The sequence below is a fragment of the Pseudomonas sp. KNUC1026 genome, from assembly GCF_021650705.1.
GTDB lineage: Bacteria > Pseudomonadota > Gammaproteobacteria > Pseudomonadales > Pseudomonadaceae > Aquipseudomonas.
This window is the reverse complement of sequence record NZ_CP087138.1, coordinates 429,247-445,607: the sequence shown is the minus strand read 5'-3', so window position 1 is coordinate 445,607 and position 16,361 is coordinate 429,247. Positions and strand designations below refer to the sequence as shown.

The window sequence follows — 16,361 nt, the reverse complement described above, 5'->3', positions numbered from 1 at the left end:
CTGGGCCTGGGCTCAGGCGCGCGAGCAGGACGAAACCCAGTTACAGGCACTGCGTGATTCACTGCTGCGCGACACTTACCGGATCGACGCCGGCGCCCACGAGGCGGTGCATGCAAGCCTTGCACTGGCCCAGGAGCGCCTGGGCATCCCACATCTGCCGGTAACGCTTTACCAGGCGCCGGGCGATGCCATGAACGCGTCGCTGATCTACACCCCTCCGAGGCTCACATCCTCTTGCAAGGCCCGGTGCTGGAGCGGCTGTCCGAGGCCGAGCTGCTCGCCGTATTCGGCCACGAGCTGGCCCACTACCTACTGTGGCAACAGCAGCAGCGTTGCTATCTTGCCGCCGAGCGCATCCTGGCCCACGCCAGCGATAGCGGCCAGGGGCGTGACAGCCATCGCGAGAGCTATCGCCGTTATCGCCTGCACACCGAATTGTTCGCCGACCGGGGCGCCGCCATCGCGGCCGGCGGCACTGCGCCTGCGATCACCACGCTGGTCAAGATGCACACCGGCATGACCAGCGTCGACGCGCAGGCCTATCTGCGCCAGGCCGAGGAAATCGAAGCCCGCGAGACGGCCGCCAGCGCCGAGGCCAGCCACCCGGAAACCTTCGTTCGCGCCCGGGCGCTGGCCTTGTGGTGGGCAGGCGACGAGCAGCTGGACGCCTGGCTCGACGCGCGCCTCAAGGGCCCCTTGACGCTGAACCGGCTGGACCTGCCGGAACAGGTTCACCTTCAGGCCCTGACGCGCCAGTTCATCGCCTGGTACCTGCAAGGCAGCGGCCTTGGCAGCGACAGCGTGCTGGCGCAGGTCCGGCTGCTCTTCAGCGACTGGGCCAACGATGAAACACCGCTGGAGCCGCAGGCGTTGCTCGACGCCGCCGTCGACAAAAGCGTGCTGGGCTACTTCAACGCGCTGATGGTCGACCTCGCTCTGGCCGACCCGGACCAGCAGGACGCTGCCTTGCTACGGGCAGGTGCTGTGGCCGAACGCCTCGGCTGCCTGCCGGCACTGTTGGCCAACCTGCGCCGTGACGCTAATTTCAACAAGCGAGACCTCGACCGCTTCAAGCGCGAACTTGCCAAGGAGGCACGGCCATGACTGCCAGCCAGACACTGCAGGATGTCATCGACGCGCAAGCCGGTGCAGCCCTCTCCACCGACGACATCATCGTGCTGATGCTGCCACTGTTCGAAGAGGTCGCCGCACTGCACGAGCAGGGCAAGGTCGCCGACCTGGCGCCTGCCAGTGTGTTGCTGGCCGGCGACCAGGCCCTGCACCTGGCAGCACCCGCCGGGCAGCCTGCGCAGATGGATATCGGCGCGATCAACCGGGTGCAACCGGCGCCGCTGTCGGGGCTGAACATCATCGGCACCTTGCAGCGCGACGCGAGCCTGGGCGGCTTGCAGGAGGTCACCGACCTAGCTCTGCAAACCGACATCGACGCGCCCGTGACCCGGCCGGTCTACCTGCCCGGGCCTCGCAGTTGGGAGCACAGCGTCGGCCACCATGACGAAATAACCGACGTCTACAGCCTGGGGATGGCGCTGGCCAGCCTGGCGTGCGGCCTGGACTTCACCGACGAGCAGGACCTGCGTGCCTTCGTCGCCCAGCGCCGCAACCTGTTCGGCCTGGCGCAACGGCTGCATCCGATCGTGGCCGCGGTGATCACCGAAATGACTCAGGTGAATCGCCACGAACGTGCCACCGACGTCGCAGCGCTGGCGACCCGCTTGCGCACCTGGCGTGACCAGCCCGCCGGCATCGACATCGACCGCGCGCTCAGCGGCAGCAGCAACCTCACGTCGCGCCGCACAGCCGTGCTAAGCCATCTGCGCGACCGCCTGTTCGACCTGTCGCGGCGTAACCGCCTGCTGCATTTCCGCCCGAGCGCCTCGACCATCAACCTCACCGTCGCCAGCGTGCCGTTGATGCTCCAGCTCGAACGAGTGCGGGCCGAGGACATCTGCACCTGGGGCGGGCCGTTCGCCACTGACCTGATCGCCGAACGCCCGATCGCGCTGCAGCAATGGCTGCGTTTCGATGACCAGCCGTATCTGCCGGCGGCCTTCGACAAACTCATCGCCGAGACCCGCCGCGACCGCGCCGAGTACGGCTTCAGCACACTGCGCCTGGTGGTCGCATTCCTGCGTTGGCACAACCTCAAGGAAAACCCCGAGGAGCGTATTCTCACGCCGCTGCTGTGGCTGCCGGTGGAGCTGGTCAAGCGCAAGGGCGTGCGTGACCAGTACGTGTTGCGCAATACCGGCGAGCCGGCCGAGTTCAACCCGGTGCTGCGCCATCAACTCAGCCAGCTGTACGGCATCACGTTGCCGGAAACCTGCGACCTCAACGAGGTCAGCGTGCAGCAGATCCACGCTGACCTGCTGGCGCAGATCCGCCAGTCCGAACCGTCGGTGGAGCTGCGGCTGATCGAGAAAGCCTCGGTGAGCAAGGTGAGGCAAAAGGCCGTCGCGCGCTTGCAGCAGTATCAACGGCGCAAGGCCGGCACGGCTCAACGCAGCACCGGCAAGCACTGGCTGCCGCCTTACAGCTACGCCCGCGACGACTATCGGCCGCTGGGCCTTTCGATGTTCGACCACTGGGTGCGGCCCAGCCCGCTGCCGCAGCGCTTCGAAGCAGGGGCCAAACCGCAGGCCCGGGTTCGCCAGCCGTTCATGCTGCCGCCGGAGCCGGAGCAGGACCGCGAAGGCTACGTGCTGGAGGAGTCGGACGGCCATCGCTACGCCTGGGACCTGGACCTTACACAGGTCACGCTGGCCAACTTCAACTACAAGAAAATGTCGCTGGTGCGCGACTACAACCAGCTGCTGGAAAGCCCTGACGACAACCCGGCCTTCGACCGGGTGTTCTCCATCGAGCCGCGGCCCCTCGACGACAGCCGCCCTGCCCCGCTGCCCTATGCACAACAGTGGAACGTGGTAAACGCGGACGCCACCCAGAACACGGCGGTGAGCCTGGCGCGCAGCGAGCGCAGCTTCATCATTCAGGGCCCACCGGGCACCGGCAAATCCCAGACCATCACCAACCTCATCGCCGATTACGCCGGGCGCGGGCAACGGGTGTTGTTCGTGTGCGAAAAACGCGCGGCCCTCGACGTGGTGTTTCATCGCCTCAAGCAGAGCGGGCTGGAGCCGCTGTGCTGCCTGATCCACGACGCCCAGGACGACAAGAAGGCGTTCATCGCCGACCTCAAGGGCTGCTATGAACAAGGATTGGCCAGCCCTGCCCTGGATGCCGCCCTGCGCCAGCAACGCGATGCGCTGGTCACGCAACTGGAGGCCGCAGGCGGGCGGATCGAGGCCTTCGAACAGGCGCTGCAGCAGGCACCGGAAAGCCTCGGGCAAACGGTTCGCGCGCTGCTGCGGCGGCTTGCGGAGCTGCCCGATGCACCTGATGCAACACCCGCCGTGCGCGAGGCGCTGCCCACACTCAGCCGCTGGAGCCAGCATCGCGAACTGGCCCAGCGCCTGCACCGCATGCTGCAAGAGCGTTTTGCAATCGATGGCCTCGGCGGCCATGCCTTCGCACAGCTGGCTGGCGAGCTGGTCAACGATGAACGTGCCTACGCGCGGTGCGAACAACTGTGCGAGGACGGCGATGCGCTGTTCCAGCAACTCGATGCACTGCTCGAAAGCAGCACGTCGCTGATCGCCGCGCACACCCCCTCGAGCAGGCGGTGAGCATCGCCAAGGATGCACGGCAACTGCTCGACACCCGCCTGGTGCAACACCTGGACCTGCTCGATAGCGACTCCGCCGCGCAGGTGGAGCTGCGCCAGGCCCGTGCGGAACTGGAGCGATGCACCCTGGCGCTGGCCGATGCACAGGCGGCCACCGCGCACTGGGGCAACAAGCTGAGCAGCCTGGACACCGAGTCGGCCCTCAACCAGTTGCAACGCTTCGAGAACAGCGCCTTGCGTTGGTTCAGCCCGGCCTGGTGGCGCTTGCGAGGCGAGCTCAACCGCCGCTATGACTTCAGCAAGCACGCAGTGCATCCAGGCTTTCGCAAGGTGCTGGAGCAATTGGCCGCCGAACACGCTTGCGTGGAGCGCCTGGCGAGCGCTGCGCGCCAGGGCAACGAGCGTTTCGGCGTCGAGCACCTGGGCAGCTTCGTCAGCGACCTGGACGCGCTTCAAGCCAGGCTGGCCGAAGGGCGCGGGCCGCAGCAGCTGGTGGCGCTGCTGCGCCAGAGCCTGGACCCACTCCAGGCAGCCCAGGCCCACGCCAATGCGGCCCCGGCATTGGAGAAACTCGCCCAGCGGGTTTCAGCCAACCTGATTCTGCCGCTGGAGGCTGAACTGGGCGACATCGCAGAATGCCTGCGCGACCTGCGCGAGGCCTTGGATGAACTGCCCGAGTTGCTGCCGTTGCTGCGCTCGGTGCATGCCATCGACCCCGCTTGCGCGGCGTTGCTACAACGCTTCAACAGCCCACCCGATGCACTCGAAGCCTTGGTGGCGCGCGAGGCACTGCACCGGCTGGAACGCGAGCAGCCCGCCTTGGCGCGGTTCAACGGCGCAGCGCTGGCACAGGCTGCCCAGGCGGTGGCAAAGGCCCAGCAACAGCTGCTGGCGCTCAACGCTCAGGTGGTGTGCGCGGCGGTCAATGCCAGGTTCAGCGAGCATGCGCAGCGCAGCGGCCTGAGCGCGGCGCAACTCGATGAGGCCGGCAAGGCCTTCAAGAAGCAGTACGCCACCGGCCGGCGCGAGCTGGAACACGAATTCAGCAAGAGCATGCGCCACCGCTCGATTCGCGACCTGGCAGACGACGAGACGGGCCAGGTGATCAACGATCTCAAGCCGATCTGGCTGATGAGCCCGCTGTCGGTGTCCGACACGTTGCCTTTGGCAGGCGACCTGTTCGATGTGGTGATCTTCGACGAAGCCAGCCAGATCCCGACAGAAGAGGCCGTGCCTGCCCTGAGCCGGGCTCGGCAGGTGGTGGTGGTCGGCGATGAGATGCAGCTGCCGCCGACCAGCTTCTTCTCCGCAGGCGGCAGCAGCGAGGATGACGAAATCCTGGTGGAAGAAGACGGCGAACGCATCGCCATCAACCTCGATGCCGACAGCCTGCTCAACCAGGCCGGGCGCAACCTGCCTGCCACCTTGTTGGCCTGGCACTACCGCAGCCGCCACGAAGCCTTGATCAGCTTCTCCAACGCTGCGTTCTACGATGGCCGCCTGGTGACCATTCCCGACCGCACACGCGACCAGGGGCAACAGCAATTGCCCGCTCGCAGTGCCGACGATGAACACGCCGGCATCGAGGGTGCCGACCAACTGCTGGCCCAGCCGGTGAGCTTCCATGCCATCAGCGATGGCGTCTACGAAGGGCGCCGCAACATCGGCGAAGCCCGCTATATCGCGCAGCTGGTGCGGGAGCTGCTGCGCCGTGAAACGCCATTGAGCCTCGGCATCGTGGCGTTCTCCGAGGCTCAACAGGGGGCTATCGAAACGGCGCTGGAAACGCTCGCCCAGGACGACGCCGACTTTGCCACCCGCCTGGATCGCGAGTACCTGCGCGAGGACGACGACCAGTTCAATGGCCTGTTCGTCAAAAACCTCGAAAACGTTCAGGGCGACGAGCGCGACGTCATCATCCTGAGCATCTGCTACGCCAAGGGGCCCGACGGCAAGATGCTGATGAACTTCGGCCCGATCAACCAGCGCGGCGGCGAAAAACGGCTGAACGTGATCTTCAGCCGCGCCCGGCACCGGATGGCGGTGGTCTCGACCATCCAGGCCGAGGCCATCACCAACGTTCACAACGACGGCGCTGCTGCGCTGCGGGCTTTCCTGCAATTCGCCCAGGCCAGCGCCAGTGGCCAGTTCGAACGCGCCCAGGCCGTGCTGGCCGGCCTCAACGTCGGCGCTCGCCAGGCGTTCGCCCAACCCGCCAGCGCCGACAGCATCCGTGATGCGCTGGCCGAGGCCCTGCGCGGGCGTGGTCACCAGGTGGAAACCAACGTCGGCCGCTCCACCTTGCGGTGCGACCTGGCTATCGTTGCGCCCGGCGGTGAAGGCTATGCCTTGGGAATTCTTCTGGACGCTCCGCACGCCACGGTCGACGACACCCATGAGCGCTACACCTTCAGGCCCGGCATCCTGCGCAGTTTCGGCTGGAAGGTGCTGGATGTTCCGGGCAAGGACTGGATCGCCAACCCGCAGGCCGTTCTGGGCCGTGTCGAGGCAATGCTCAGTACCGGAGAGGACCCTGCCTTACAGGTGGAGGTCGAGCATTTCCAGCCTGTTCAACCGCCAGCGCCCGCTGAACCAGACGTACCAGCCGAAGAGCCCGCTGAACAATCAGCCACCACACAGGCACGGGTAACGCGCTTGCGCTTCGAGCAAGGGGCGTCGCGCAAGTTCTGGCACGCGCGCCTCGAGGGCACTCGGTTCACCGTGTCGTTCGGCGAATCGGCACGCAGGGGCAAGGCAGCGTGAAAACCTTCGAGAGCGAGGAACGCGCACGGCGGGAGTTCGACAAGCTGGTCGCGGAGAAGCTGCGCAAGGGCTATGAGCAGGAGCCCGACAACGCGTGAGCGGCTCGCGTGAGGCGGCGCCTGGCGCCGCTGCACCCAGCCGAAAGCTTCACTGGCCGTAGCACGCCTCGTTGCCGAAACCGGCGCACGGCCACAGGCCCTGCACCTGTAACCTGACCGTTGCCTGCCACCACCGAGAACACCTGCCATGCCCTCTGCCGTACCCAGACGATGGTTGATCCTCGTCGCCGTGATGCTCGCCTTCCTGCCCATCGTGATCGACGCCACCATCCTGCATATCGCCGTGCCTTCGCTGACCGTGGCACTCGGCGCGTCGAGCACCGAAATCCTCTGGATCATCGACATCTACCCGCTGCTGATGGCGGGCTTGCTGGTGCCTATGGGCACGCTGGCCGACCGTGTGGGTAACCGCAACATTCTGCTGGTGGGCCTGAGCGTGTTCGGTGTGGCCTCGCTGCTGGCAGCCTTCGCCCCGACACCGGCGATGCTGGTCGGCGCCAGGGTGCTGCTGGCCTTGGGTGGCGCGATGATCATGCCGTGCGTGCTCGGCATCATCCGCCGTACCTTCGAGGATGAGCGGGAGCGTGCCCTGGCCCTGGGGTTGTGGGGCACGGTGGGCGCTGCCGGCGCGGCGGTAGGGCCGCTGGTGGGGGGCGTGGTGCTGGAGCACTTCCTGGTGGGGGGCGGTGTTTCTCATCAACGTGCCGGTGATGGCGCTGGTTATCCCGGTCGTTTTCTCGATGCTGCCGCGCACCGAGGCCCGCACCCCAGGCCAGTGGGCCATCGGCCAGGCGCTGGTGCTGATCGCTGGCATCGTCGCCAGCGTGTACGGCATCAAGGCGGCGGCTGGCGCGACGCAGCCGCTGGTGGTCGCGTTGCCGATCCTGCTGGCCGGGCTGGGGTTGCTGGCGATATTCGCCCGGCTGCAATTGCGCTCAGCCACCCCGCTGCTCGACCTGTCGCTGTTCGCTCATCCGGCGCTGGTGGCCGGCATCGTCATGGCCATGGTCGCCATCGGCGCGCTGGCGGGTGTGGAGCTGACCCTGGCGATGGAGCTGCAGTACGTGCTCGATAAAACCCCATTGCAGGCAGGTTTTTTCATGGTGCCCATCATGGCCGCTGCGGCAGTGGGCGGCCCGGTCGCGGGCTACCTGTCCAACTGCTTCGGCGTGCGCTGGGTGGCCAGCCTGTCGTTGGCAATTTCCGCGGTGGCCCTCGCCTTGTTCGCCATGGCAGACCTGCATCAGGCAGGCCTGGGGGTAGCCGTGACGCTGGCGGTGCTGGGGCTGGCCTTGAGCATCGGGCTCACGGCATCGTCCATCGTCATCATGGGCTCGGTGGACGCGAGCAAGGGCGGTGCGGCGGGTTCGCTGGAGGCCACGGCCTATGAGCTGGGCACAGGGTTGGGCATCACCTTTTTCGGGGTGTTCATGGCCAACGTGTTCGGGCGGGCGCTGACGTTGCCGGGAGGGCTGCCGCCGGCACTCGCCGAGCGCGCTGCGCGGTCGATCGGCGACAGCTATGTGGTGGCGGGTGAGCTGAGCGGCGAGCAAGCGCAGGCTTTGGTCGACTCCGCGAAGCTTGCGTTTTCCCATGCTCATGGGGTTTTGCTGGGCACCTCCGCCGGGTTGATCGGGGTGTTGGCGGTGGTGGTGTTTGTGATGTTCGGACGGGCACGGGTGTAGTGCCGGTTATGCCTCAGTGCGTGATGGGGCGGGGATAGAGAACGTCAGCAAAGTCATGCTCATTGATATGGCCTGTAACTAAGTCTCTGACGGCGTCTGCCAACAGATCATTATCCAGAGTGATCTCATAGTCGTTGAGCGAGAGGTACTCCAAGCCAACCGCAAGCCCGGTTCGCTTGTTAGCGTCAGGCAGCGCATGGCCTCGAGCGATGCTGGCAGGGTTCTTGGCAGCAATTTCAAAAAATATCACCGAGGCCCTCATATGCGATCGCATTATCGATCCGGGCGAGCGCGCCTTGGAAAATTGGAACATTCACCGTGCGCCTCATACTGGGTTCGGTGGTCAAGATTTGAATATTTATCTCGATGACACGTTCAAATGAAAAAAAAATCAATTTCATTACATATCAGCCAGCTTCTGAAAGGTTTTCTTGTGAGTTCTAAGAACCAACTTGGTTTCTGAGTAAACAATCTGTTTGCCCAGATCACCACTCAGGTCGAGTTTCTTGGTGGCTTTGATCTTCGGCCTTTCAACTATGGATATACCATAGATGTCGAGGTTGGGATTCATGGTTCGAGTACCCCAAACGGCTTGGCCGGTTTTGTTCACAAGGTAGCACACCAGCAGACGGGGCGCTCCAGGCTTGCGAATCAAGCATGGCAACGGGTAGAAAATCGCGTCCTGGATACGCGCCCTTACGATAGATGCATATTCGCTCGCTGCAGCTCATACCCGATGAAAATGGACGGGTTACACCGCCGGGCGCCGCCAAGGCTTTACACCCAACGGTCGAGTACTGCGCCAGCCCGGTGGCATTCGTGAAGTGCGCTCGCTTTCAGACAACACGGCCGGTGGCATTAACTATGCCTACCTCACCCCGCAGGGCCACGCCTCAAGGAATCTGGAACGGCGACGCAAATACTGCCGCCGGCCGTAGGCATACCAAAATCATGACTACCAATCTCTACGTTCTGTACGAGCTTTCAAGACGCTGAGGTTGATTCTCGGTCTATTTCCGGGGGCCACTTCACCTTTCGAGCCAGGCGGTGGAAGAGGCTGTAGGGGGCGACTTCGTTGGCGTCTCGGGGGTGGTGAAGGGTGGGAGTGCGGAGGGGCCGTGTTGCATGTAGGTGCAGATGTAGTTCCAGAGGCTGGCGTCCTGAGCACCAAACCGGAGGGGGAAGCGGTCGATGACGTCGCTGGTTCCGGGTTTTACGATCGAGAGCATGATGCCTTCTCCGGAAAAGTTTTTCATGTTAATGAAGAAGTATTCAGCGCGTACCTGTGACCAGTCGTATATGGCGATATCGACAGGGCACTTTCGCCAGGGTAGAAGCCAGTTCGGGTTTGTGTTGTAGGCGTATATTTTCTGCCTGACTCGGTTGAATCGGATAGGGTTGTCTCTGGGAGTCGATAATACGAACCGGAAGCTTATGGCCGTACACCAAACCGAAATAGCTAAGGACAGCATATAAAACAATACGCTCTCCATATCGGGATCTTTAAAAAAGAAGCCTACCGAGCAGACACAATAAATTGTCATAATGGAGAACATTACAGGAATCAGTCCCATCAACTCTCGAAACATTGCGAAAGGCCTCCTTGCTTCGAGGTATATTTCAGAAATACCATTCACATCAAAACGATTGTGCAACTCCGAAGCAAAGACGTGCGACATTGGAGACGGGAGATCCTCCACCCATCCTCGACAAGGGGGTGACAACTGAGGCCGCTTCGATTTTCTACTGAAGAAATTGATTTTCAACCACAAGCATCCTGTGTTTAATTTTTAGAGGCCTTATATCAATCGATTTATCAATCCAATAATCGACTTGCACTTCAAAACTCTGGATAGAACCATATAGATGGATATCAATCCAGCCACTAATTTTTCTGAGCATTGTATCTTTATCATCATGAATCTCTCTATATTCCGTTTTCTCCTCCCCCGTTCCCGCTTTTCTATCATGGCCGTATTCGCGATCCCCACTCTCATTACCACTGAATATGGGCAAGCTTTTTCCAGAGCCTGCACTGCCTGCGTAGATTGTCCATTGATACTGAGAAGCCTCGCACCTGAATTTGGGCAGCGATATGTCAAACTTTAATAAAGCCTTATGCTTATTAGCAAAGCCACCTCCCATTAATAGCATAGGTCCGTCATATTCACCGATAGCGGCAGTACACGAGATGGACAGATAAGCGGAAGCGCCTACCAGAGCTGAGTTCAGCTCGCTGACCGCCCCATCCATGTGCTCCGCCAAACTCCAACATCTTTGCTCCTTAGGCAAGCCCCAGCAACTTTTACGCACCCACTTCTCCAACAATGTCGATTCGTTCTTTTTTGCATACCCATAAATCGCATAAGCTGCTAAAAGCAGCATCAAGCCGACCGCTAACGGATGCATCACTAACGCGATCCCAATTGCATGGAAAGCCAGTATTCCAGCGGACCCCGCGGCCACGAAGCCTGCAAGAAAATACTCCTTCGACGATTTCAAATCTCCCTGTCTCGAAGTTCGCTCATAAGCGATAAAATACTGAATGCTATCTAGCGCTCCGGATAAAGACGCTAGAAACCCGCCACCCCTGATGATCTTTTCACTCGCATGTAATACACCCTGCGCACTCAACACCCGCATCGAACTGGCCACCTTCAACGCCGCCCCCGCCGCCTCAACCCCCATCCCGATCACCCCCAGCGTCGCCGATCCCACCGCCGCTACCGCCTCGGAATGCTCTTCCCCCGACACCACCTGCAATGCCTTGTAGTTCCTGAGCAAACTGTCCTGCTGAAACCACACCCCGCCCAAGCTCAGCAACAACCCGAACTTCCCTGTCCCCATCCCGGCCAGTGCTCGCCGTGTGTCGTCCATCACATCGGTCGCCAGCCCTCGGGCGTGCCCCGCCGTCAGTTGCTGCCCCTGAACCGACTGCGCCAACCGCCCTTGCAACCCACCGCTGCCTAGGCCAACCGTACGAAACGTTTCACCCGCAACGGGTTTGGCCATGGCGCTGAGCCGCATGATCTTGGCTTTGAGCGATTCCGCGCTTTCCAATGCCCAGAGCGTGACGTCGATGAACTTGCCATTGGGGTAGGCAATAGCTGCGGTAAACGCTGTATTCAGCACCGTGGCGCGCAGTTTGCTCTGCAACGGGCTGCGCAGTTGTTGGTCGAGCTTGTCGGCGAACTTGCGGGTTTGCGTCTGCAGCGTGTCGTTGAGCATCCGCAGGTATTCACTCGGTGTAAGCGACACCACCAGTTGGCTCATGTGCAGCCCGGCGTAGCGCAGCAACGCGGCGCTGTGGCTGTGGCCGATCAGGTCGCGGGTTCGCTGGCGCAGGCGCGGGCCGAGGGTTTGCTGGGCGTTGAGAACGGCCGCGAGCAGCTGGCCGATGGCATCCTGCACGGGGCTGACCATGAGTTTCATGCCTTCGTCGCTGGTGATGATGCTTTTGATCACGTCGTAGGTTTTCCACAGATCATCACCGGCCAGGCCTTGCTGGATCAGCTCGATCAGGGGGCGTTGTTTGGCCAGGAGGGTCTGATAGACGAGGCTGTCGTGATCTTCCAGCAGGGTGAGCCACAGTTGTTGCGTGGGGCCGAGCGCCTGGTCTTCGGCAAGTATCTGTTCGGTGGGGCCGCCGGCCATTGAGGCGGCCATCATGAGGATGAAGGCTTGCATCGACAGCTCGGAGGCCGGGTCGTAATCGTATTGGGCGATCAGCGCGAACCCGGGGTTTTCGAACTGGCTTTTGTAGGTGCACCCGAGGGCATCGACGCTGACTTGCCAGATTTTCAGCTCTCGCTGGTAGCCGCTTTCGAATGCGGCACGGGCGCTTTCGTCGTAGCGTTCTTCCAGCCGCTCCAGGGCTGATTGCTGCGCAGCCTCCTTACGTTGTTCGGCTTTCGTCTCGCTCGTTTCATCAGGCAAAGGGACGCCTACCATCACAGGCTGCCGCTTTGGTCTGGCCCTCAGGTCCTTGGTTTCCTGCTCGGCCTGCTGCACTGCCGCCCGCAGGTAAGCCCCGCGAATCCCCACCAATGCCTGCGAAGTGAACAGCTCGAACCGCCGCTGCGGCTCGCCGCGCCAGGCCTGCATGGCCTTGAACTGCAACAGGCGCTGGGCATTGACCTCCTGCACCACGCCGACAGGGTCTTCCAAAGCCAAAGCCAGCACCCCGTTCGGCAGTTTTTCCCGCGCCATCAAGGAGGCGATGTACCCCCGGAAAACTTCCTCCGGCCCGAACCGGCGCGAGTAATAACCGTGCATGCTGGTGAACGCCAGGTACTGGTCGGCAGCATGTTCCAGCACCTCGCCCAACTTCATGTCCTCGCCGGTCATGGCAATGCCGTGCGCGTCGGGTTGCTGCCGTACGCTCTTCAGATCCAGCGCTTTGAAGCGCTTGCTCAGCTCAAGGTGGCCAGCGGCAATCGCGTTCTTGTAGCGATCCAGCACCGCGCGCGGCCAAGGGTCGTTGGCGAAGGCGATCCAGGCCTTGCGGTAACGCTGGGTGTCGAACGTCAGGAAGGCCGCCGGCAGCATGTGGTTTGCGCGTACGCACATTTGGGTCAACGGCGCCGGACGGGCGAGCGGCATTTCCAGTGGCATGATCTGGCGCAGGGTGCCCTGCTCGCTGACCTCGTAGGCCTGCCACACGCGGGCGTCGAGCAGCACATACACATAGCCCTGGCGCAAGGTGCGCAGTTGCTCCAGGCGCAGGTCGAAGGCGGTGGCGTGAGTGGCGCCGGGCAGCAATTGTGCGTTGGTGTTCGTTGCTGGCGGCGCGAACGCCTTGCGCAACAGCAGGATCGGCAGGCCGGTACGGCCGCATGCCGCGCATTGGCCGTCGGGCAGTGGGTCTGCTTCGCTGAGCAGGGTGTCGAGGTCGGAGGGGCCTTGCATGCGCGCGTCCATGGGCTGGGAAAGGGCCGCATGGGAACATGCTGAAGCAAGGGGTGAAATTGGCTAAGTTCTGAGTTCTTACTGCTACGGGTGCGCCTCATCTGGAATCACGCCCTATGCTTGCAGGCTTGCTGTTCAATGCAAAGGCACCTGCTGAACGAATGTATGCAATCATTCCCGGATCAATGGACTGACTGGAGATACCGGTGCGACGCTCGATTCTTCCTATTACCTTCATGAGCCTTGCAGCATGCGCCAGCCATCAGGTGCCGGCAGACAAGCAGGCAGCCTTGCTTGAACAGCCCTTCACCCCGAACAGCGTGATGCGTGAAGGTGATGTGATCAACTTTCAGGTAGCCGACCCAACCGATTCGGGCCCGCCCTTCTGGAAGTCCTCCCAGTTCGCAGCCACCTGCTCACAGCCCCAGGTGAAACTGGCCTACTCGTTCAACTTCAGGCGCTTTTATCCGGGTAATCTCGGCCACTACACCCCAGCAACTCCCCTGCCTGCGCAATACTCTGCCGCGCTGATGAGCAATAGCGACTTCACTCGTGCCTGCAAGAACTTGCCATTGCCGGATTGGCGGCAGGTGGCTGGAACTGGCGAAACACAACAGTTGCTGCTCGACATCGCCAGTGTGCAGAAACAGGCCGGCAAAGTGCAGTTCTGGGCGGCCCACGATGAACCCAAAGCGGGTATCAGCCCTATCAACACCGCGCCCTTTACCCAGACACGCGAACATTACGCGATGGATTGCTCTGCGCGCAGCGCGACGCTGCTGGCGGCCTATTACCTCAATGCCAGGAACGAGGTAACCGACGGGCAGGTCGAGAGGCTCCCCTCGCCCAAAGCCATCAACGCAGCGGACGGCGACCTGTCGAAGCTGTTCGAGCGCGTATGCACTGCCCCCGATTCGCTGGCCTCCCTGCCTGCCGCCAAGCCACGCAGCAAAGCGACCGTCGCGGCCGATGCACTGCCCGACGTCAATCCGGCGGTGTTGAGAAGTATCGAGCAATTGCACATGCCAGCGCCGTCCAGGCAGCTCAGCTACATCGAGTTGGCCGGGACGCGCAGCAACGGCGAAACTCAGTGGAGTGACGGCACCGAACTCACCCTCTCTACGGACCCTGCGACCGGGCAACTTGCGATTGCTGAAAAAGCCAGGAACGAAGCCGGGCGCCAGATCAGCTGGCGCGGATTACTGACGCTCTCCGGCCGGTCGCAGGCCAAGCTTTCCCACAACACCATAGTGGTCAGCAGCCTGGCCTTTCAGGGGGACTGGCAACATATGAATGTGGGCAGCACCGTGGGTTATACCGTCACACGCAGTTTGGCCAGCAACGTACTTGGGAACCTGGGCGAAGAACCCATCACGGTCGAGTGCACAGTGGCTGGCGAACAACCCGCGAACAAACTGCACGCCAACTTCAAAGGCAACGCGAAAACCCTGGCCTGCCGCGAAAGCCGTGGCGGCTTCGTACTGCCTCGGAAAGAGCATTACTACTACCTCGCGGACTACGGCTTCTTCTATCACGCACGCACTGAAGACAAGGGCATCACTGCGCTGGATATGCATGTGGAAAATGCGAGGTAGCGCAGCGCCGCTTCCGGTAGAGGTCGCTCAGGCAAAGCCTATGACCCGCCGCGAGCAAATGGATCCGCACCACGAAGCCTGGCGTTAATGGCTTTTGCTTCCTCGCTGGGTGGCCGCACCATCTGCACGCTCAGGCTGCCATCGGCGCCGTTGTACAACACTGCGCTGGCGCCACCTTCCAGATAGCTGGCAAAAGTCGCCAGGCCGATCTGCACTATCGGGCCGCTGACACCGGTCTTGCCCAACCGGCGGCCGATGTCGTAGCCCTGCTCTACATCGCCGAGGTCCAGGCCATGGCCGTCGGCGTTCAGAGTGCGCAAGGCGGTGGCCAAAGCAACCTGGCCGTCGGGGCTTTCGACGCTGTCGTAGAAAACCCGCACTGGTTTCAGGCCAGCAGGCAGGCCTTCCACCGCCTTTAGCCATCCCGCTTGCAATGCTTTGGCCTGAAGAGCAGGTTTGAGTGTTTTTCCATTTTCATCCCGCATCGAAACCTTGACGGGGGGTGCAGGTAGCCCAGCAGCGGAGAGTCATCGAACTCTTTGACCTGATGTTCAGCCCATCGAACAGGTAACCACGCTGAAGGCTGGAAGTTCGCCCGGCCCTCGGTTCGTTACTTGTTTCATTAACTCAGGAAGCTGACTCTGCCAATAGGCCCGGGACATCGTACCCGGTTCCAAGTAGGGCCGAATCTGCTGTTCGCGCTCGTGCGCTGCATAATACTCGCCGTAACCTTTAGCCTTCTGCCAGTAAAAAGCCCAGAGTTTGCCCAGGTCCGTAGATTTATCCTGATTGTTTTCTTTTTCCTGGACTGCGAAAGGGCGCAGATACTGGTCAACTCGATCTGAACGGGCCAGCAACAGCCCTGCAACACTCTCGTATATGACAGGCACACTGCTTCCAAACTGCGGCAATCTCGGGCGTCCCTGTGGGCCCCGGCCATCACGTACCACATCCCCGTCTTCAGAAACGATGAGCACTTCCGGAACGGTGCTGTTCGCTTCCATGAAACTGTAGAGCCGCTCGATCGTCTCTTGCGCGTGCGCGGTATTGCTCGAGTGCTCGGCGACAAACAGAGTGACACCCAAAGTCGCCGCGTTTCTTCCGTCCAGAATCAGTGAAGTCGCGCCTATCAGTTCCGGCCGCTTGGGGGGCCCCAAGGCGAATGCAGGGACTGGCCAGTAGGCCACTGCATGCCCGGCGGAATGCTTGAAGGCTCCACGCACCGCGAAATCTGCAACGTTTTGTCGGGAATCCAGGTCCGACGGGTAGTCCTCGGGCCGCTGGGAAAATATCGAGCTGGAATTGTCATTCTTTTTCTTGATCAGCCCCCACAGCGCCGTCTGATACCACTCACCTACAGCCACACCCGCGCCACGTATTTCCAGCGAATGATCCCCCAGTTCGTCGAGACGGTTTTGCTCGAGCTGCGAGGTGGGTGCGCTCTGGGCGGCGATGCCTTGTGCGTATGCACTACCGGTCAAAGGACCGCCGAAAATAAAGAGGCCTGCGCCCACGATCAGCGCAGAGAGTGTTGCGCATGAATCTGCCAAGTTCTTTGACTCCATTCCTTTGGTTGAAGCACGGATGTAGCTGCATGCACCTATAGGCCCAAACCATAATGCTCGGTTCCGGTGAGCTCCAGGCC

The 16,361-nt window shown here is 61.9% G+C and carries 9 protein-coding genes and 2 pseudogenes; 6 read left to right on the top strand and 5 right to left on the bottom strand.

All coding sequences use genetic code 11. The annotated features are described in order from the left end of the window. Window positions 1-234: 234 nt before the first annotated feature. From LN139_RS01755 to LN139_RS01745, 5 genes and pseudogenes are all read left to right on the top strand, one after another. A complete protein-coding gene (locus LN139_RS01755) occupies window positions 235-1,104 on the top strand; it encodes a hydrolase (protein WP_236358247.1) in 870 nt (289 codons plus the stop codon). Further along, window positions 1,101-3,707 carry a DUF4011 domain-containing protein gene (locus tag LN139_RS25060; RefSeq protein WP_329610996.1) on the top strand — a complete coding sequence of 869 codons (2,607 nt, stop codon included), beginning with the start codon at window positions 1,101-1,103 and terminating at the stop codon, window positions 3,705-3,707. Before LN139_RS01755 ends, LN139_RS25060 begins: the two co-directional genes overlap by 4 nt. Beyond that, on the top strand, window positions 3,704-6,469 hold the full coding sequence (locus LN139_RS25055; protein ID WP_329610995.1) for an AAA domain-containing protein: 2,766 nt from the start codon (window positions 3,704-3,706) through the stop codon (window positions 6,467-6,469). The genes LN139_RS25060 and LN139_RS25055 overlap by 4 nt, the downstream gene beginning before the upstream one ends. Next, the gene (locus LN139_RS25050; RefSeq protein ID WP_329610994.1) at window positions 6,466-6,567 is read left to right on the top strand and encodes a WGR domain-containing protein; all 102 of its coding nucleotides are present in this window, start codon (window positions 6,466-6,468) and stop codon (window positions 6,565-6,567) included. Before LN139_RS25055 ends, LN139_RS25050 begins: the two co-directional genes overlap by 4 nt. A 148-nt stretch (window positions 6,568-6,715) precedes the next feature. Continuing rightward, window positions 6,716-8,213 (top strand): annotated as a pseudogene (locus tag LN139_RS01745) (MFS transporter). A gap of 13 nt (window positions 8,214-8,226) precedes the next feature. Here LN139_RS01745 and LN139_RS01740 read toward each other — a convergent pair. The 3 genes from LN139_RS01740 to LN139_RS01725 all read right to left on the bottom strand — a co-directional run bounded on the left by LN139_RS01740 (window position 8,227) and on the right by LN139_RS01725 (window position 13,121). After that, window positions 8,227-8,526 (bottom strand): hypothetical protein, encoded by a 300-nt coding sequence (locus LN139_RS01740; RefSeq protein ID WP_442964366.1) that lies wholly within the window; start codon window positions 8,524-8,526, stop codon window positions 8,227-8,229. Between the two features lie 715 nt (window positions 8,527-9,241). After that, complete coding sequence (locus LN139_RS01730; protein WP_236358245.1) at window positions 9,242-9,892, bottom strand: DUF6708 domain-containing protein; 651 nt, start codon at window positions 9,890-9,892, stop codon at window positions 9,242-9,244. A gap of 64 nt (window positions 9,893-9,956) precedes the next feature. Next, window positions 9,957-13,121 carry a T6SS effector BTH_I2691 family protein gene (locus LN139_RS01725; protein WP_236358243.1) on the bottom strand — a complete coding sequence of 1,055 codons (3,165 nt, stop codon included), beginning with the start codon at window positions 13,119-13,121 and terminating at the stop codon, window positions 9,957-9,959. 206 nt (window positions 13,122-13,327) lie between these two features. Here LN139_RS01725 and LN139_RS01720 point away from each other — a divergent pair, with 206 nt between their 5' ends. After that, window positions 13,328-14,716, top strand: a complete 1,389-nt coding sequence (locus LN139_RS01720; protein WP_236358242.1) for a surface-adhesin E family protein — start codon at window positions 13,328-13,330, stop codon at window positions 14,714-14,716. Window positions 14,717-14,754: 38 nt separating this feature from the next. On the opposite strand, the pseudogene LN139_RS24635 reads toward LN139_RS01720, so the two are convergent. Both LN139_RS24635 and LN139_RS24630 read right to left on the bottom strand, forming a co-directional pair. Next, a pseudogene (locus tag LN139_RS24635) lies at window positions 14,755-15,204 on the bottom strand (type VI lipase adapter Tla3 domain-containing protein); the annotation flags it as partial. Window positions 15,205-15,267: 63 nt separating this feature from the next. After that, window positions 15,268-16,266: a type VI lipase adapter Tla3 domain-containing protein gene (locus LN139_RS24630; protein ID WP_268944805.1), complete on the bottom strand. Its 999-nt coding sequence runs from the start codon at window positions 16,264-16,266 to the stop codon at window positions 15,268-15,270. Between the last annotated feature and the right edge of the window lie 95 nt (window positions 16,267-16,361).